Origin of the sequence: Bradyrhizobium sp., assembly GCF_049519115.1 — a bacterium.
GTDB lineage: Bacteria > Pseudomonadota > Alphaproteobacteria > Rhizobiales > Xanthobacteraceae > Bradyrhizobium.
In genome coordinates, this window is sequence record NZ_JBEKRB010000046.1 from 18,236 (window position 1) to 35,781 (window position 17,546).

At 62.1% G+C, this 17,546-nt stretch carries 19 protein-coding genes and 1 riboswitch; of the genes, 8 read left to right on the plus strand and 11 right to left on the minus strand.

Annotated features, from left to right (window positions below; genetic code table 11):
- Positions 1 to 60: 60 nt before the first annotated feature.
- The 5 genes from ABSE61_RS27595 to ABSE61_RS27615 all read right to left on the minus strand — a co-directional run bounded on the left by ABSE61_RS27595 (position 61) and on the right by ABSE61_RS27615 (position 3,502).
- Positions 61 to 666, minus strand: a complete 606-nt coding sequence (locus ABSE61_RS27595; protein WP_423874319.1) for a thiamine phosphate synthase — start codon at positions 664 to 666, stop codon at positions 61 to 63.
- Complete coding sequence (locus ABSE61_RS27600) at positions 653 to 1,435, minus strand: thiazole synthase (RefSeq protein ID WP_423874320.1); 783 nt, start codon at positions 1,433 to 1,435, stop codon at positions 653 to 655. The genes ABSE61_RS27595 and ABSE61_RS27600 overlap by 14 nt, the downstream gene beginning before the upstream one ends.
- Positions 1,436 to 1,604: 169 nt before the next feature.
- On the minus strand, positions 1,605 to 1,802 hold the full coding sequence (gene thiS / locus ABSE61_RS27605) for a sulfur carrier protein ThiS (RefSeq protein ID WP_423874321.1): 198 nt from the start codon (positions 1,800 to 1,802) through the stop codon (positions 1,605 to 1,607).
- Positions 1,793 to 2,809, minus strand: coding sequence for an FAD-dependent oxidoreductase (locus ABSE61_RS27610; RefSeq protein WP_423874322.1), 1,017 nt, complete (start codon positions 2,807 to 2,809; stop codon positions 1,793 to 1,795). The genes thiS and ABSE61_RS27610 overlap by 10 nt, the downstream gene beginning before the upstream one ends.
- A riboswitch (TPP riboswitch) is annotated at positions 2,797 to 2,932 on the minus strand. Its footprint overlaps the gene before it by 13 nt.
- A 117-nt stretch (positions 2,933 to 3,049) precedes the next feature.
- Positions 3,050 to 3,502 (minus strand): transglycosylase SLT domain-containing protein, encoded by a 453-nt coding sequence (locus tag ABSE61_RS27615; protein WP_423874323.1) that lies wholly within the window; start codon positions 3,500 to 3,502, stop codon positions 3,050 to 3,052.
- A 245-nt stretch (positions 3,503 to 3,747) separates the two neighbouring features.
- Here ABSE61_RS27615 and ABSE61_RS27620 point away from each other — a divergent pair, with 245 nt between their 5' ends.
- Both ABSE61_RS27620 and ABSE61_RS27625 read left to right on the plus strand, forming a co-directional pair.
- On the plus strand, positions 3,748 to 5,226 hold the full coding sequence (locus tag ABSE61_RS27620) for a hypothetical protein (RefSeq protein ID WP_423874324.1): 1,479 nt from the start codon (positions 3,748 to 3,750) through the stop codon (positions 5,224 to 5,226).
- Positions 5,227 to 5,446: 220 nt separating this feature from the next.
- Entirely contained in the window at positions 5,447 to 5,647 is a 201-nt protein-coding gene (locus tag ABSE61_RS27625; RefSeq protein ID WP_423874325.1) for a hypothetical protein, read from the plus strand.
- Positions 5,648 to 5,649: 2 nt separating this feature from the next.
- Here ABSE61_RS27625 and ABSE61_RS27630 read toward each other — a convergent pair whose 3' ends face one another.
- Positions 5,650 to 6,993, minus strand: coding sequence for an ATP-binding protein (locus tag ABSE61_RS27630; protein WP_423874326.1), 1,344 nt, complete (start codon positions 6,991 to 6,993; stop codon positions 5,650 to 5,652).
- Positions 6,990 to 7,736: a response regulator gene (locus ABSE61_RS27635; protein WP_423874352.1), complete on the minus strand. Its 747-nt coding sequence runs from the start codon at positions 7,734 to 7,736 to the stop codon at positions 6,990 to 6,992. The genes ABSE61_RS27630 and ABSE61_RS27635 overlap by 4 nt, the downstream gene beginning before the upstream one ends.
- Before the next feature lie 190 nt (positions 7,737 to 7,926).
- Here ABSE61_RS27635 and ABSE61_RS27640 point away from each other — a divergent pair, with 190 nt between their 5' ends.
- The 4 genes from ABSE61_RS27640 to ABSE61_RS27655 all read left to right on the plus strand — a co-directional run bounded on the left by ABSE61_RS27640 (position 7,927) and on the right by ABSE61_RS27655 (position 10,938).
- Complete coding sequence (locus ABSE61_RS27640; RefSeq protein WP_423874327.1) at positions 7,927 to 8,631, plus strand: formyltransferase family protein; 705 nt, start codon at positions 7,927 to 7,929, stop codon at positions 8,629 to 8,631.
- 167 nt (positions 8,632 to 8,798) lie between these two features.
- On the plus strand, positions 8,799 to 9,344 hold the full coding sequence (locus ABSE61_RS27645; RefSeq protein ID WP_423874328.1) for a PRC-barrel domain-containing protein: 546 nt from the start codon (positions 8,799 to 8,801) through the stop codon (positions 9,342 to 9,344).
- Between the two features lie 193 nt (positions 9,345 to 9,537).
- A complete protein-coding gene (locus ABSE61_RS27650; protein ID WP_423874329.1) occupies positions 9,538 to 9,750 on the plus strand; it encodes a dodecin family protein in 213 nt (70 codons plus the stop codon).
- A 501-nt stretch (positions 9,751 to 10,251) separates the two neighbouring features.
- Complete coding sequence (locus tag ABSE61_RS27655; protein WP_423874353.1) at positions 10,252 to 10,938, plus strand: outer membrane protein; 687 nt, start codon at positions 10,252 to 10,254, stop codon at positions 10,936 to 10,938.
- An 82-nt stretch (positions 10,939 to 11,020) separates the two neighbouring features.
- On the opposite strand, the gene ABSE61_RS27660 is transcribed toward ABSE61_RS27655, so the two are convergent.
- The 4 genes from ABSE61_RS27660 to ABSE61_RS27675 form a co-directional block, all read right to left on the minus strand.
- Positions 11,021 to 12,235 (minus strand): ABC transporter substrate-binding protein, encoded by a 1,215-nt coding sequence (locus ABSE61_RS27660; RefSeq protein ID WP_423874354.1) that lies wholly within the window; start codon positions 12,233 to 12,235, stop codon positions 11,021 to 11,023.
- 165 nt (positions 12,236 to 12,400) lie between these two features.
- Positions 12,401 to 13,951, minus strand: a complete 1,551-nt coding sequence (locus ABSE61_RS27665) for a DUF4403 family protein (RefSeq protein WP_423874330.1) — start codon at positions 13,949 to 13,951, stop codon at positions 12,401 to 12,403.
- 274 nt (positions 13,952 to 14,225) lie between these two features.
- The gene (locus ABSE61_RS27670; RefSeq protein WP_423874331.1) at positions 14,226 to 14,471 is read right to left on the minus strand and encodes a hypothetical protein; all 246 of its coding nucleotides are present in this window, start codon (positions 14,469 to 14,471) and stop codon (positions 14,226 to 14,228) included.
- Between the two features lie 99 nt (positions 14,472 to 14,570).
- Positions 14,571 to 15,266: a L,D-transpeptidase gene (locus ABSE61_RS27675; RefSeq protein ID WP_423874332.1), complete on the minus strand. Its 696-nt coding sequence runs from the start codon at positions 15,264 to 15,266 to the stop codon at positions 14,571 to 14,573.
- Positions 15,267 to 15,715: 449 nt separating this feature from the next.
- Here ABSE61_RS27675 and ABSE61_RS27680 point away from each other — a divergent pair, with 449 nt between their 5' ends.
- Positions 15,716 to 16,771: a glycosyltransferase family 4 protein gene (locus ABSE61_RS27680; RefSeq protein ID WP_423874333.1), complete on the plus strand. Its 1,056-nt coding sequence runs from the start codon at positions 15,716 to 15,718 to the stop codon at positions 16,769 to 16,771.
- Positions 16,772 to 16,837: 66 nt separating this feature from the next.
- A complete protein-coding gene (locus ABSE61_RS27685) occupies positions 16,838 to 17,521 on the plus strand; it encodes a class I SAM-dependent methyltransferase (protein WP_423874334.1) in 684 nt (227 codons plus the stop codon).
- Positions 17,522 to 17,546 lie beyond the last annotated feature (25 nt).

Consider the following 17,546-nt stretch of genomic DNA (forward strand, 5'->3'; position numbering starts at 1 on the left):
AGCAAGACTGGATTGCTTCGTCGCTTTCGCTCCTCGCAATGACGGTGAGAATAATGGCCATCACGCGGCCTCTTTCAATTTGAGCCAGGCGCGCACGCGTTTGTCGGGGTCGGCGTTCTGGGTGACGTCGGAAACGACCGCGATCGAATCGGCGCCGGCGGCGAAAATCTCGGGCGCATGTTCGAGCTTGATGCCGCCGATCGCCACCAGCGGAAGGTGGCCGACGCGCTTCTTCCATTCGGTGATCTTCGGAATCCCTTGTGGTGCGAACCGCATCGATTTCAGCGTGGTCGGAAAGATCGGGCCGAGCGCGACATAATCGGGTTTGGCGGCGAGCGCGGTCTCAAGCTCCGCATCGTCATGGGTCGAGATGCCGAGCGTGAGCCCGGCGTCGCGAATGGCGGCGACGTCGGCGTCGGCGAGGTCTTCCTGGCCGAGATGCAGGTGCTTCGCGCCGGCCTCGATCGCCGCGCGCCAATAGTCATTGACCACGAGCTTTGCGTTGGTGCCATGGATAACGTCAAGCGCGTCCTTCACGGTCTGCAGCGCATCCGATTTGCTCAGGTTCTTGGCGCGGAGCTGAATGGTGCCGACGCCAAGCAGCGCGAGCCGCGCGACCCAGGCGACGCTATCGACGACGGGATAAAAGCGGTCAGGATACGGCATGCCAGAACGGGGTCCCAACGACAGGGGTTGAAGGGGAGGCGAAGTCGCGTGCTTCCATCAGACCGGCCTCAAAGGCGGCGCGGCCGGCCTCGACGCCGTGTCTAAAGGCATGTGCCATCGCGACGGGATCGGTGGCTTTCGCGATCGCTGTGTTGAGCAGCACGGCGTCGTAACCAAGTTCGAGCGCGCGGGTGGCGTGGCTCGGCGCGCCCAGACCCGCATCGACCACGAGCGCGATGTCAGGCAGACGGTCGCGCAGCAATTTCAGCGCGTCCGGATTGATGATGCCTTTCGCGCTGCCGATCGGCGCGGCCCACGGCATCACCACCTTGCAGCCGGCATCGACCAACCGCATGGCGACTGACAGATCCTCGGTGCAATAGGGGAACACCTCAAAGCCGTCCTTGATCAGGATATCAGCCGCTTCGACCAGGCCGACCACGTCGGGCTGCAGCGTATCGTTGTCAGCGATCACTTCGAGCTTGATCCAGGAGGTGGCGAAGAGCTCGCGCGCGAGTTTCGCCGTCGTCACCGCTTCGCGCACGCTGCGGCAACCGGCGGTGTTCGGCAGCACCGTCACGCCAAGCTCGCGGATCAGATTCCAGAACGCATCGCCGGTCTTGCCGCCGGCCGCCTCGCGCCGCAGCGACACGGTCACGATCTCGGCAGCCGAGGCGCGGATCGCGCTCTGCATGATCGCCGGCGAGGGATACAGCGCCGTGCCGATCAGCAGGCGGGAGGTGAAGGTTTTGTTGTAGAAATTCAGCATCAGCGTCTATCCTCGTCGTCCCGGCCAAGCGAAGCGCGAGCCGGGACCCATAACCACCGGCCCCCGTTGTTGCGGGAATTGTCGACCAGCGGTGCTCGAACAGAGGCGCCACGGCGTATGGGTCCCTGCTTTCGCAGGGACGACAGCGCAGTCGTGGCGCATACCATCCTTATCCTCCCTGCCGCGGCGTGATGATCTCGACCTCGTCGCCGCTCTTGAGCTGCGTCTCGGCCCAGCGGCTCTTCGGCAGCACGTCGTAATTCACTGCGACCGCAAAATGCGTGCCTTCATAGTCGAGTTCGCCGAGTAGCGCGTCGACGCTCATCGAGGCGATCTCGCGCGCCTCGCCGTTGATGATCACGCGCATCGCATCACCTCGTTATCGATGGTGCCGCGCTCGACATAACCGAGCGTCAGCTCGGCCAGCGCCGGCGCCAGCAGGAAGCCGTGGCGGTAAAGCCCGTTCACCGCGATCTTCTCGTTGTTCACCGCGATGCGCGGCAAATTGTCGGGAAAGGCGGGGCGAAGCCCCGAGCCGAATTCGAGGATACGGGCTTCGGCAAAGGCCGGATGCACCGCGTAGGCCGCGCCCAACAGCTCAAGCGCGGAGCGGACGCTGACGCCGCTACTTTCATTTTCGATCGATGTCGCGCCGAGCATGAAGCGGTGGTCGCCGCGCGGGATCACATAGAGCGGAAAGCGCGGATGGATCAGCCGCACCGGACGTGACAGTTCGACTTCATCGGTTTCAATCAAAATGAGCTCGCCCTTGACGCCGCGAAGCTCGCTCTGTTTGTCGCGTGCCGTAAGCCCCCGGCAATCGATCACGATGCCTTCGATATCAGCGGGGTCGACGTCGCTGTTGAATTCGATGGCGCCGCCGGCCTCGCGGATGCGCGCATGCAATTCGGGAAGGATTTTTCGCGGCTCGACATGACCTTCGTCGGCGTAAAAAAGACCCTCGCGAAAACGCCCCTCCAGCGAAGGCTCGATTTCGCTGACGCCTTGCGCATCCAATCGCCGATAACCGCTGGTCAGCCGCACGAAGCGTTCGAAATCGGCGCGGTCGCGCGCATGCGCCACCACCAGCGAACCGTTGAACGGGGTTTGCGGAAAGTAATCGCGCCAGAGTTTCAGGGAGCGCAGGCCGAGGCGCACGATCGCGGGCTCGGCGCCTTCCGCCTCGCACCAGGGCGCGAGCATGCCGCCGGCCCAGTGGCTGGTGGATTGCGTCATCGCGGCGTCACTGCGCTCTTGCAGCGTGACGCTGCGGCCGGAGCTTGCAAACAGCAACGCCTGCCAGGCGCCTGCAATGCCGGCGCCGATGACGGAAATCGGGGATTGCCCCCGTGGGCTCGTCGAACTCTGGTACATCCCTGTCCCTTCGCCGGCATGACCCGGATCAGGTTCAAAGGGTCACCGCGGTCTCTGGACCCGTGAAACGGGATAGAGGATGCGGTCTCTCAGCTCCTCATCGGAGCTCCCCTCGGAACAACCTCAATTTAGGCCGATGCGCAGCAGTGTCAACGCGTAGAAGCGGGAACATCGCCGATTGCATGGCCGGGGCGCTTCGCAGGCGTGCCCAGGACGCAGTGCAACGCGCCCGGGACCCGTTCAGCGGGGCATGACGTCACTGCGCACTGCATCCGGGACGCGCGATTCCGTCCGTTGCCGTTTGGCGGCGTAGTAATAGCCGCCGGCATAGTAACGGACGGTCCGGTCGTGATCGCCGCCGGCGGCACGATAGGCGCCGGCGAGGTATTTTACCGCATAAGCGAGATTGGTGTCGGGGTCGCGCAGTCCTTCGGCGGTGCCGGTGTAGCCGAGGCTGCGCGCGGTCGCGAGCTTGATCTGCATCAGGCCAATCGTGCCGCCGCGTCCGACCAGCGAAGCGTCATAACGGCTCTCGCGTATGATCACCCGATGCACCAGCGTCACAGGGACGCCATTGGCCTGTGCATGCTTGGCGACCATCTCTTCATATTGGCTGCGCTGGGCGAATGCCCCGCTTGGGCAGAGCAGGGCGATCGCCAGAGCGAGCGAGGTGAGGGTTAACAGAGGCTTCATGGAATAGGTGACCCTTCGGCCGAAAGCCGGCCGGTTCGCGTATGGAATGCGACGGAGGCGGCGAGGATATGGCGAAAAGCCAGCTTTCTTCCCTGGGTGTATGCCAATCGCGCAAGTCCGGTTTACCAGGAATTATGCCCTGATGTGCTTCGATCCGCGGCGAGTCTCGAGCCTGGGCCGGAAAAGTGTGTAGCGGTTTTCCGAATAGATCATGCTCAATTAAAAGGACATTGCGGAACGTTTCCATGTCGTTGGCCACCGCCGACATCGCGCCAGACACCAAGATCATACGCGGATCGTTGCCGCTATGGGTCGGCGTCGTGACCTATGCGGTGCTGATCATCAGCGGCGATCGCCTGCTGCTCGATCCCGACACGCAGTGGCAGATCACGGTCGGGCAGTGGATCCTCGACCATCACGCGGTGCCCCACACCGACATCTATTCCTTCACCATGCGCGGCGCGCCCTGGATTTCGACGCAGTGGCTGGCGCAGGTTCTCTATGCCGAGGTCTATGCGTGGTTCGGCTGGACTGGGCTGGTGGTGCTGGCCGCGACCGCGAGTGCCGCGACCTTCGCGCTGTTGGCGCGATACCTGGTCCGAAGCCTGAACGAGAGCGCGGCGTTGATTTTCGTCGCAGTCGCGCTGGCGCTGACGGCGCCGCATCTTTTGGCGCGGCCGCATGTGCTGGCTTTGCCGATCATGGTCGCCTGGATCGGCGAATTGATCGCGGCCGCCGACCGGCGCACCGCGCCGTCGTTCGGGCTGCTGCCGTTGATGGCGCTGTGGGCCAACCTCCATGGCGGCTTTGTCTTCGGTGTGATGATGGTCGCGCCGATCGCGCTTGATGCCGTGATCAACGCGCAAGCCGGCGACCGGATGAAGCTGGCGGCGCGATGGGCGTTATTCGCGGGGCTAGCGCTCGGCGCCGGCTGCTGCACCCCCTATGGCTGGGAATCGCTGCTGGCGTCGCGGAAGATCCTGGCGCTCGGCAGCGCCTTGCCGCTGATCACCGAATGGCGGGCGGCCGATTTCACCACGGTGCGTCCGTTCGAGATCTGCCTGCTCGGCGCCATCGGGCTCGCGCTCTATCGCGGCATCGTCCTGCCGCCGATCCGCATCGTGATCCTGCTCGGGCTCGTTCACATGGCGCTTTCGCAGGGACGCGCCGCGGAAATCCTGGCGCTGCTGTCGCCGCTGGTTCTCGCTGCCCCTCTTGCGCCTCAGATCGGCGGCCCGGAAACCTCCTTGCCTTCGCTGCGGCCCGTGCGCGGGGTGATCGTCGCCTGCTTTGCGGTGGTGCTGGCGGCGGGCACGCTGATCTTTGCCGAGATGCATCGTTTCGCGCCCAACACCAGCAATTCGCCGGTCGTGGCGGTGGCCGAATTGAAGAAGCTCAACCTCGAACGCGTCTTCAATGACTACGACTTCGGCGGTTATCTGATTGCGAGCGGCGTTGCGCCCTTCATCGACGGCCGCACCGAACTCTACGGCGAGAAATTCTTTGTCGATCACAACAATGCTTCCGGCCTGATGGAGCCGGAAAATCTATTCCGTCTGCTGGGCGAGTATCAGATCCAGGCGACGTTGATGCGCACGCAAAGTGCCGCGACCAAACTGCTCGATCACATCGACGGCTGGCAGAAAATCTACAGCGACGACGTCGCCACAATCCACCTTCGCAAGGCGGGTGCGCTGCACACGGCGGAACCCGCTGTGAAGTGAATTGGAAACGCGAAGTAAATTCAAACGATAAACGAATTTGATTCATCACGACGCCGCGTCGTGACGACATTGCCGCTGATTTGCCCCATTGCCGGTTCACAACCCGCACGCCCGAGGCGCGCCGGTCTGACAGCATGACTGTCCCATCGCGTTCAGGTGCGAGACACAGACATCTCATCAGAGACCTGGTCACCAAAGACCTGCAAACGGGAGCTACGTCATGCCCGGAATCGGACTCCGTTCATTGCCCCGGAAAAATCCCTGCGCCCAGTGCGGCAGATCGATCGCATTGCCGGAATGGGTCGAGCACGAAGTCGGCCGCACCTTCTATCTCTGGCGCTGCATGGCCTGCGACTATCGTTTCGAGTCGGTGGCCTATTTTGAACCCCAAGAGGCGGACGGCGAAGCGATCGCCGCCTGATTTCACGCCGCCGATTTTCGGCTTTGTTGCCGCACCGGCAGCTCGATGCGCACGATCAACCCGTGCGGTTGCCGGTCGTGCAGCGACAGCTTGCCGCCATGCGCCAGCGCGACGGCGCGCGCGATCGAAAGGCCGAGCCCGAAGCCGGTAGTGTCGTCCATGTTGCGGGCGTCGTCGCCGCGCACGAACGGCTCCAGCATCACTTCCTTGCGGGCATCGGAAATGCCCGGACCGTCGTCCTCGACCTCGATGGTCGCCGTGTCGGGCGAGGCCACCAGACGAATGGTGGCGAGCGCGCCGTATCTGACGGAATTTTCCACGAGGTTGGTGACGCTGCGCGTCAGGTCGTCCGGCCGCACCGTCGCCATCGCGTGTTCCGGCCCTTCGTAGGACACCTTGTGGCCGATGTCGGAGAACTGGTCGGCGACGAGTTGCAGCGTGGAGGCGATGTCGGTCAGGGTCATCGCTTCGAGCTTGCGGTCGTTGCGCAGAAACGACAGCACCGATTCCAGCATCGAGCGCATCTGGTCGAGATCGCTCATCATGCGGCGGCGATGCACCTCGTCCTCGATGAACTCCGCCCGCAGCCGCATCCGCGTGATCGGCGTCCGCAGATCGTGGCTGATGGCGGCGAGCATCTTGGTGCGGTCGTCGATCAATACGGTGATGCGTTCGCGCATCCGGTTCAGCGCCTTGGCGACAAACCGGATTTCTTCCGGCCCGCGCTCGGGAAGTGCTGCGGCCGCGCCGTTGACGCTGAAACTCTCGGCCGCCCTGGCAAAGGCCGACAGCGGCGCCGTCAGCGCGCGTGCCGCCCACAGGCTGAGCAGGCTGACGCTGACGATCGCAAACAACAGCGTCGCGATCCACGATCCGGCCCAGAACGGCCGCGGCCGCGGGTCGCGCAATACCCGCGCAGAGATCAGGCTGCCGTCGGGCAGCGCAATGCCGACCTTCTGGTGTTTCTGGTCATTGGCGAGAGGAAAAATGCGATAGCTGCTGTCGAGCCGCCGGTGCAGGCCGCGCAGGTCGAGACCTTCCATGTCACCCGCTTCGGCGGGAACAGAACCCGGCGGCAACGGTTCGATGTCGAGCTTGGGAAAGGCGCGCGCCAGATCGCTCATCAGCCGCGGGCGATCGGCGGGAGCCGCGGCGCCAAGCAGTTGCACGGCCGCGCCAAACTGCGCGTGACCGCGATCAATGCCGGGATCGGGCGGCTCCTGATCCGGACGGCTGATCAGGAAGAGGATGGTCAGGATCAGATGAATGGCGACGATCGATGCGATCACCAGCGCGGTGATCTGGCCGCCGATGGTTCTCAAGTTCAGGAAATCGACCAGCTTCATTTGACGGCATCGAGAGGCGCGGATGCCGCCTCCACCGTCGGCGTGAACAGATATCCGCCCGAGCGCACGGTCTTGATCATGCTGGAATCCTGCGGATCGGTTTCGATCTTGCGGCGGATGCGGCTCACCAGCACGTCGATCGAGCGCTCGAACGAGCCGGCGCTGCGGCCTTGCGTCAAATCGAGCAGACTGTCGCGCGACAAGACCCGGCCCGGCCGCTCGCAGAAAGCACGAAGCAGATCGAATTCGGCCGACGTCATTGCCACGCGCGCGCCGGCCGGATTGCGCAATTCGCGCAGGCGGAAATCGATCCGCCAGCCCTGGAAGGTCAGCACGGTGGCGCCCATCACTGCGCTTGCGGTCTGGGCCGCGGCCTGTCGGCGCAGCACGGCATTGATACGGGCGAGCAGTTCGCGGGGATTGAAGGGTTTTGCAAGATAATCGTCGGCGCCCATTTCGAGGCCGAGAATGCGATCGACGTCTTCGCCGCGCGCGGTCAGCATGATGATCGGCACCTGCGACTCGCTGCGGATTTTCCGGCACAGGCTCAAGCCGTCCTCGCCGGGCAGCATCACGTCGAGGATCACGAGGTCGACGCGATGGTCGGTCAAAGCGCGGGCCATCTCGCGGCCGTCGTTGGCGGTCGTGACGTTGCAGGCGTTGGTGCGGAGATATTTCGCGATCAGAGCCCGCGTCTCGCGGTCGTCTTCCACGACAAGGATGTTAGGCGGCACGGGCGGCATCATGAGTCCTCTGCCTGAGAATAACGGCAACGTGGCCACTTTTTTGTTTCCAGATATTTCCGATCTCGCAGACGCAACACGATGCAACATGTCCGCTTTTGCAATGCGAGCGCGTCACCGGAAAGATGATTCCGCAGCTCCGGGTGATTCTTAGCACGGGGTCGTCGGCAAGAAGTCTTACAAAAAACTCATGTTCGATACCGTCATTCTCCTTACCGGCCCGGTCGAACGAACGGTTTTGCCGGCGGCTCTTCTCGGGCACAACCCGGCGCTCACTGTGCTGCCGGTCGAACGGTCGAGCGAACTCGCGGACGTGAACGCGGACGTACTGGCCCGCTCGCGGCTGGTCGCTTTCGTAACGCCGGTGATCGTGCCCGGCTCGATCTTGAGCCAACTCGGCTACGGCGCCTTCAATTTTCATCCGGGGCCGCCGAGTTATCCCGGCTGGGCGCCCTCGCATTTTGCGCTCTACGACCAGGCCACCGAATTCGGCGCCACGGTGCACATGATGGTCGAGCAGGTCGACGCCGGTCCGATTCTCGAGTTCGCGTCGTTTCCGATTCCGCCGCACACCTCCGTGCTCGGCCTCGAAGGTCTTGCCTACGCGCACCTGGCGTTCCTGTTCTGGCGCATGGCGAAATGGCTGGCATCGGATGTTGTCCCACCGCCGGCGCTACCGGTGCAGTGGGCCAACAGAAAATATTCGCGCAAATGCTATCGCGCGATGTGCGAGATTCCACTCGACATTTCGAAGAGCGAACTGGAGCTTCGTCTGAAGGTGTTTGGCGGCGGTTACTTCGGGGTGTCGCCGACGATCCATCTGCACGGCGTGGAATTTCGCGCCGTGATGCAGCCTTCAGCCGTGGCCGATATTGAGCTCTTGGGCAGAACCTGATCTTCACTTCACCGCTGCCAACATGATCGGACCAGGAACTTTGGTTGAACTTTGGTTCCTGCGGAACATGTACGCCGCACCGCACGCAAACCGAAATTAGGGGAACAACGGAACGGCGACAGCTTCATCGTGTTTTCTCTTCACGTTTCGACTGATGGAGAAAGCACATGTTTGTAAAAACACTCACGGCAGCTTTGGCCGGTACAGCGTTGCTGGCAACGGTGGCCTCGGCGCAAACCCCGACCCCGACCACCGATCGCGCCAATACGGCGGCGTCCGACACGATGTCAGCTTCCCAGCTGCAAGGTGACTGGCGTGCCTCGAAGGTCGTTGGTATTTCCGTCTACAACGACAACAAAGAGAAGCTCGGTTCGATCAACGACTTCTTGATCGACAAGAGCGGGAACATCAAGGCGGTCGTGCTTGGCGTCGGCGGCTTCCTCGGCATGGGCGAGCACCTGGTCGCAGTTTCCTTGGACAAGGTGAAATTCGTCGACGAGCCGATCGTTTACGCCGGCACGGCCTCTACCGCCGCGCCGAATGGCGGTGGCGGCACCATGATGAATCCGCCGGCTCCGCCTGCCTCGACCACCACCGGCTCCGCCGGTGGTCCGGCTACAGCCAAGGCCAATCCGTGGTATCCGGATCATGCGGTGTTCAACGCGACCAAGGATGAGCTGACCGCAATGCCGGAGTTCAAGTATTCGAATTGACTGACGCAGGAAGAATTGTCGTCTCTGCGTAGATAGAGATCGCAGGACAAAAGCGCGTCCAGTTTTTGCCGGGCGCGCTTCATTTTGGAGTATTTGTTGGGAGCTTTGCGCCTTTCAGCGCCGATATCCCGATGCTACGCTCCCAAGCGGCAGGAGCACCTGCGTCCTGCCTAACATCGAACGGGAGGACGACATGGCTGAGAGCGTCTACAAAGTCATTGAACTGATCGGTACCAGCCAGGAATCATGGGAGAAGGCTGCCGGGGCCGCCATCGAAAGGGCCGGAAAATCTCTGCGAGATCTTCGCGTCGCCGAAGTCGTCAAGCTCGACCTGCAACTTGATGCCAAGGGCAAGGTTGAAGCCTACCGCGCCAAGCTCAACGTCTCGTTCAAATTCGAGGACTAGTGTCCCGGTTCTGACATTCGCACGACATCGCTGCGGACACTTTTACGAATGTCAGAACCAAAAAGGACACTAGCAACCATGCGATTTCAGTGTGGCTTTGACTGTGACGTTCCTTCGAAGAACTGGCGGCGAAATTGAAAAGGAACGTCGGAGTTGCCACACCGACGAACAGGCTCGAGTTCGGATTTCCGAATACAGAAAACGCGTCCGGTTTGCCGGGCGCGTTTTTTGCAGTGCGGCAACTTGGTCAGGTCTGGTCGCGTAGAGAATATTTGTTTCATTTTGTTGCAAGCGGATCACTCGCGGCAGCAAAACGCTGTGGAACCGCGCAAGCGTAGAGGTATTCGTCGCCTTCGGAAGCGTTGGCGCTATGCTAGCGGCAGCTTTTTTAGAAGTCATTGGGAGGTGTCATGAAGAAAATCGCATTGCTGCTTTCCGCTTTGGCTTTCGGAACCACCGCGGCGGTCGCTGCGGATTTGCCGGTCAAAGCGCCGCCAGTGCATCGTCCCTGAATTCAGCTGGACCGGTGTTTACGTCGGAGCCAACTTCGGAGGCACGTGGACATCTCAGAGCGCCTTCTGGCCCAACAGAATTCCACAAACCCTGATAGGTAACTTCGGCCACGATGGGTCGTTCGGCGTCGGCGGCTTTCATGCCGGGGCCCAATATCAGTGGAGCAACAACTGGGTGCTCGGCCTGGATCTCGCCTGGTTCAGCGGCTTTGATGACACGCAGGTCACCGGCGCGCCGAATACGGGTTGTCCCAATGTCGCCTTCAGCTGCGCAGCCGGCGTGGCGAGTGTTTTCACCGTGGGTCCGCGTGTCGGCTACGCGTTCCGGGACTTCCTCTTCTACGGCACCGGCGGTTACGCAAGCGGCGAAATCAATACCAGTGCTATGAGCGCGGGCGGTATTCAGGATAACCTTAGCAAGCGCCGGGATGGCTGGTTCGCTGGTGCCGGCGTCGACTATGCCGTCTGGAAGGGCAGGCAAACCGCGATCATCGTCGGTCTGGAGTACAAGCATGTCGACCTTGGCACGGCCACGATGATCAGCCCGGTGGATGGCGTCGCCTTCTGCTCTGTCGACTGTCGTACCATCAGGACCAGCGCCGACGTCGTTCAGGCGCGCTTTTCACTGAAGTTCGATCCGATTACCCCGCTTGGGCCGGTCGTGGCGAAGTATTGACGAACGCGGTCATCCAGAAAATCAAAGGCCCCGACTTCGGTCGGGGCCTTTTTTGTGGATGCCTCGGTGAAATTGGCGAGCCTCAGTTCGTCTTCACCAGCGGGCAATTGCCCTTGTCGAGCGGACGGAACGCCTCGTCGCCCGGAACCGTGGCGAGCAGCTTGTAAAGATCCCACTCGCCCTTGGATTCTTCGGGCTTCTTGACCTCGAACAGATACATGTCGTGGACCATGCGGCCGTCGATCCGGATCTTGCCGTTCCTGGCGAAGAAATCGTTGACCGGCGTTTCCCGCATCTGCGCCATCACCTTCATCGAGTCGTCGGTGCCGATGGCATCGATCGCCTTGAGGTAATGCATGGTCGCCGAATAAAGCCCGGCCTGGATCATGGTCGGCATGTGGCCGACCTTGTCGTTGAAGCGCTTGGAGAAGGCGCGCGACTCGTCATCTTGATCCCAATAGAATGCGTCGGTGACGATCAGGCCCTGCGTCGCCTTGACGCCGAGCGAATGCACGTCGGTGATTTCCAGCAGCAACGCGATCATCTTCTGGCCGCCCTGCATGATGCCGAATTCGGCCGCCTGCTTCAGCGCGTTGGTGGTGTCACCGCCGGCATTCGCAAGTCCAATGACCTTGGCCTTCGAGGCCTGCGCCTGCAGCAGGAACGAGGAGAAGTCGGACGAGTTCAAGGGATGGCGGACGTCGCCCAGCACCTTGCCGCCGTTCTCCTTGACGACATTGGCCGCGTCACGCTCCAGCGCCATGCCGAAAGCGTAGTCGGCGGTGATGAAGAACCAGGTGTCCTCGCCGCGCTTGACCATCGCCTTGCCGGCGACGTTGGAGAGCGAATAGGTGTCGTAGGTCCAGTGCACGGTATTGGGCGAGCAGGCAACGCCAGTGAGATCGGAGGTGCCGCCGCCGGAATTGATGTGGATCTTGTTCTTCTCGCGGGTCAGCGCCGAAATCGGCAGCGCGACCGAGGAGGTCGGTACGTCGAAGATCGCATCGACCTTCTCGTTGTCATACCAGTTGCGGGCGATGGAAACGCCGACGTCCGGCTTGTTCTGGTGGTCGGCCGCGATCACTTCGACCGGCTTGCCCTTTACCTTGCCGCCGTAATCGGCGACCGCCATCTGCACGGCGGCGAGCGAACCCTTGCCGGTAGCGTCGGCGTAAAGGCTCGACATGTCGGTCAAGACGCCGATCTTGACGACGTCGTCGGAAATTTGCGCGTTTGCGGCGCCACCTGACGCGACGATGGCAAGCCCGGCCATTAACGTGGCTGCAAATGATTTCATCATGTTCCCTCTCGGAGTTATCTGGCTGTTTTTTGTTTTTGATCGCCTGTTTTAACCGGCTTCGGCGGGCCCCGCAAAGCCTGAACGTCAGGCAGGTCGCGCATTAACCTTGCGCTCTTCGGCGGCTCCAGAAGCGTTAGGGGAGGCGGGGAGGTTAAGAGGGGCTCAAAGACCCGGCAGCGCCGCCACCATGACGTTGATGGTACCGGAGACCTCCGCGATCAGACGCAGCGTCTTGGAATCGTAGGCGATGTCGGAAAGCGCGAGGTTCGCAATATCCGCGGTCACCCGCACCGAGGCGTCGTTCTTCTGCAAATCCGAGATGGCGCCTGCGACCATTTTCTGCGCGTCACCCAGGAACGGCTTGAGGTCCACGGTGGTCTTCTCGGCCAGCGTCTTTTGCAGATGCGGCATAACGGCGCGCGCCGCCGCGCCCAGCAGTCCGAAGGCGGCCTCCGACTCCACCGCCATTTCGACATTGGTGAGCCGCAGGATCTGGTTCGCCTGATCGAGCACCGGCCGGCCCCAGATCTGCACGGTGGCTTCGCCGCCGAACGAGAGGAAGCTTGCCTTCTCCTTGGCGTTGATCAGAAGCGAGATCAACAGCCGGTCGCCCGAGGCGGAGACCTGCGCGTGCTTCACGGTCACGTTCACCGAACTCGATCCGTCTTCGGGAAAGTTGCGCCCGATCAATTGCGCTTCCACGAGCTTGTCGACTTCGGCAAAGGGGATGTCGATCGGGATTCCGATGCTCACCACCGGCTGCGTCGGCGGCACGATCGAAATCTTGTCGGGGAACGGGCACATCGGCGTGGTCTGTTTCGGCGTGATTCGGGTTTCCGCCTCGATGCCGAGCGTCATGTTGATCGCGGTCGCGCTGATGCTCGGCTGCACCGCCACCGCCCGCGTCGGCCGCAACTCAAGCCAGAGCGGCGGCGCCGAAGAGTTGCCTGCCGTCAGCGGAATCGAACGGCAGGCCCGGCTCCATTGAATCCGCGCATTGCGCTCGAAGGACGGATCGTTGCGGATGCGGTTGCTTGCGGCGTTGATCTGGTCGGCGACATTCTTGTCGAGCACCGGCTTGATCTGGGCGGGCACGTTGAGCTTTGCGCCGGCCACCGACAGGCTGGTGTCGCCGAGATTCACACTTCCGTTCAGATTGGGCTCGATCCGCCAGTTGGCTGCGAACTTCGGCCGTGCCGTGACCGTCACATTACCCTTGATCTCGGCAGAGGCATTGACGTTCTTGATGTTGATGCTGCCGATCTGCTTGGCGACATTGCCGCCGAGCAGTCCGCCGATGGCGTCCCCGACCGCGCCGGTGGCCTTCGCCGCCAGCGAGCCCGTGACGTTGAGCTTTCCGTTGAGCGCCGTGTTCAGCGACAGCACGTCCTGGCCGCCGGTGATCCCGATCGGCCCGCGCGAGGCGGTCCAGCCGATATCGGCGTTTTGTAGCACCTGCGATACCGGGTTGTCGGCCTTGCCGGAAAAATTGCGCGGCGCGCCGCGATCGGCCGCATCGCGGATCGCGGTGATGGGAATGACCACCTGGGCCAGAATTACGGAACTGCGGGGGGCGGGCGGCAACGGAGGCAGGTCGGCTCGGGTCAGCCGAACGTCCACGCCGCGCGGCGAAAACCAGTCCATCGCTTTCAGGCTAACGAAGAACGAGACCGCGACCACCGCGATCGCGAGCAAAATGGCGTTAAGACGCATCGTCCCCCCGGACTGATTCAAGGAGAGTCTATAGGGCCGGGGTGGAGGGCGCTAGAGCGGCGGACCCGGCCTTGAGGAAATACGATATAGCTCAAGGCCTTGGCCGCATTGTGGTGGAATGATTGCTGGCCGGAAATGCAAAAGAAAGGCGCGTGGGGGAACGCGCCCGATGCATCGGTATCCCGGATCGATCTATCGGGCGTACCGGGCGACCTCCCGGCCGTCCCTCTCGCGCTGCAGATGGCGGGCGGCCAAGTAAGGCTTCAAGCCAAGTTTAACGCGACAGTCGCTTGGCGTTTGCGGCGACGTGTTCTCGAAACCGATCAACAACACTGCTTGCCGTGGCTCCGGACAAAAGGCTTGCACTGGCCTCTATCATAGCCTGCACCTTTTCCGTCACCATCAGATTCGCTTCGTCATGCGAGCCGCTGCCGCCAGACATGATCTTCATCATTCGAAGACCAATGACGTTGCCGGATTCAAATGCCAGGGACACGGTCGAGAAAAAGGGGCCAAACATCGCGCTGCTCTCCGAGCAGCGAAATGCTGCATTGGTTAAATGCCTGGCACGATGAAAGGGTCCGTGCCTTTTAGTCGGTTTGTGACCGATTGACCCAGTTTAAGTGGGCTGTTTTGACCAGCCCTGTCGGCCGAACGGGTTCTCCGCGCGGCGATCCATCGGCAGCACGATCACCTTGGTGCCGACATTGACCCGCGAATAGAGATCGCTGACATCGGGATTGATCAGGCGGATGCAGCCGGAGGAAACATGGGTACCGATGGTCGAAGGCGCATTGGTGCCGTGAATGCGGTAGACGGTGCCGCCGAGATACATCGCCCGCGCGCCTAACGGATTGCCGGGGCCGCCGGCCATCTGGCGCGGCAGATAAGGCTGGCGCGCGATCATCTCCGGCGGCGGAGTCCAGTCCGGCCACTCGGCCTTCTTCGTGATCGTCTGCGTGCCAGACCAGGTGAAGCCCTCGCGGCCGACGCCGATGCCGTAGCGGATCGCCTGCCCGTTACCGAGCACATAATAAAGATAAGTGTTGGGGGTATCGATGATGATGGTGCCGGCCGCCTCGCGGGTCGAATAGTTGACGACTTGGCGCTTGAAGCGCGCCGGCAATTCGAACGGTGCGTCCGGCTCGTCGGACGGCACCGGTTGAACCGCTTGCGGCGGTTCCGGCACCGCAAAGGGAAACAACGGGAACGGCACGGCGATCGCCGAACCAGCCAAGACTGTCACGCCAGCGGTCAGCGTAACAGTTGCGAACGCGCGACGGATCTTTGGTCTGAAGGCGCTGCAAGCAAACATCTGCCGTTTCCTGTCGATTTCTTGTTCTGTTGATCTCTTGTGCGCACGGTTTCCGTGCGTCGTTGGCGGCGATTCATAACCGCAAATCATTTCCGGACATTTTCGGCATAGGCCCAAAATGCCCTCTCCACGTTCATCAATTATTTCATCTCACTGTCATGAAGGGCTGGAAAACGGGAAAACAGACCCGGCATACCAAATTCAGGACCGTTAACCTCTATGACGTCACACGCTTGAAATATCTCTGGCACAACGTCGCCCCTTAAAGAATCAACGAGGCGTTAGTGCCGCCCATTCGAAGTCCCCGCACCGCAAGCGGCGAATCCGGTTCGGGGACTTCAAATGGAAAGCGGTACTAGAGTCTTAAATTTGCTAGTGCCCATTACTTTCCGAAGTTCGCGAAAGGTGGGTGCTGAGGTGCAACGAACTTCGGAAAGGGGCGCTGGCCGATGCGAATCTTGATTGCGACAGACGCTTGGCACCCACAGGTTAACGGCGTGGTGCGGAGTTTGACCTCGCTCAAGCGTGCAGCGAGCTCGCTCGGCGCCGAAATCGAATTCCTGACGCCCGAGGGATTTCCCTCAATGGAGCTGCCGACCTATCCGGGTTTGCGGGTTGCGTGGACCAACCGGCGCGAGATCGCGCAGCGTATCGAGGCGGCGGCTCCTGAAGCCATTCATATCGCGACCGAAGGCCCGGTCGGCTGGGCCGTGCGGGCCTATTGCCTGCGCCGCGGGCTTGCCTTTACGACGTCCTACACCACGCGGTTTCCGGAATATATCGCGGTCCGCTCGATCATTCCGGCGTCCGTCACCTATGCGGTGTTGCGCCGGTTTCATAACGCGGCGGCGACGACGATGGTCGCGGTGCCCTCTCTTTATAATGAGCTTGCCGCACGCGGCTTCCGCAAGCTCGGCTTCTGGGGGCGCGGCGTCGATACCGAGTTGTTCAATCCGGATCACCCCGCCTACCTCGATCTGCCGCGCCCGATCTTCATGACCATGGGACGTGTCGCGATCGAGAAGAACATCGAGGCGTTTCTGTCGCTCGACCTGCCCGGCTCCAAAGTCGTGGTCGGCGACGGGCCGCAGCGGCGCGAACTGGCGCAGAAATATCCCGATGTCAAATTCTTGGGCGAAAAGAAAGGCGCGGACCTGACCGCGCATCTGGCCGCCGCCGATGTCTTTGTGTTCCCGAGCCTGACCGACACGTTCGGTGTCGTGCAGCTTGAGGCGCTGGCCTGCGGCACGCCGGTTGCGGCATTCCCGGTGACCGGCCCGATCGACGTGATCGCCAACCATCCGATTGGCGCGCTGGACAGGGATCTGAGGCTCGCCTGCCTGCGCGCGCTCAACATGTCGCGCGAAACCTGCCGTCAATTCGCGCTGGAGCGTTCCTGGGAAAACAGCGCCCGGCAATTCATCGGTAATTTGAGTGCGTTGCAGCCGAGCCGGTCTCCCCGCGCCGTGCCGATCACCGCCGAAAGCCACGCGGTGGGCGGCTAAACACCACAGCAAAGGCTGGATCGGGCGACGCCAGATCGGCCTCAGAAGGAAAACGAGAAAGCAACTATGGCAGAGAGCATCAAACTGGACGACGCCACGCATCTGGATTTCGACCGCGAAATGGTCGAGCAGGCCTATGACCGCTGGGCGCCGATTTACGATCTCGTGTTCGGCGGGGTCTTCTCGAAGGGCCGCACCGCCGCGATCCAGGCCACCAACAAGCTCGGTGGCCGCGTGCTCGAAGTCGGCGTCGGCACCGGCATTTCGCTGCCGCTCTATGCGCCGAACGTGCGCATCTTCGGTACCGACATTTCCGAAGCGATGCTTAACAAGGCGAGGAAGCGCGTCGCCGAGCAGAAGCTGAAGAATGTCGAGGGGCTTGCGGTAATGGATGCCGAGAAGCTTGAATTCGAAGACGACTCCTTCGATGTCGTGATGGCGCAATATGTCGTCACGGCGGTGCCGAATCCGGAAGTGGCGCTGGACGAATTCGCCCGCGTGCTGCGGCCGGGCGGCGAACTGATCATCCTGACCCGTGTCAGCGCTGACGAAGGCGTGCGCCGCTTCATCGAGCAGGGATTGCAGCCGGTGGTCCGCCATCTCGGCTTCCGTACCGCCGAATTCTCCTGGTCGCGCTACACGACCTGGCTGGCGGGCGCGAAGAACGTCGAACTGGCGGAGCGCCGTCTGATTCCGCCGCTCGGCCACTTCTCGCTGGTCCGGATCCGCAAGGTCGCCAAACCCGCCTGATCTTTCGGCCGGCGTTTCAAGCCCG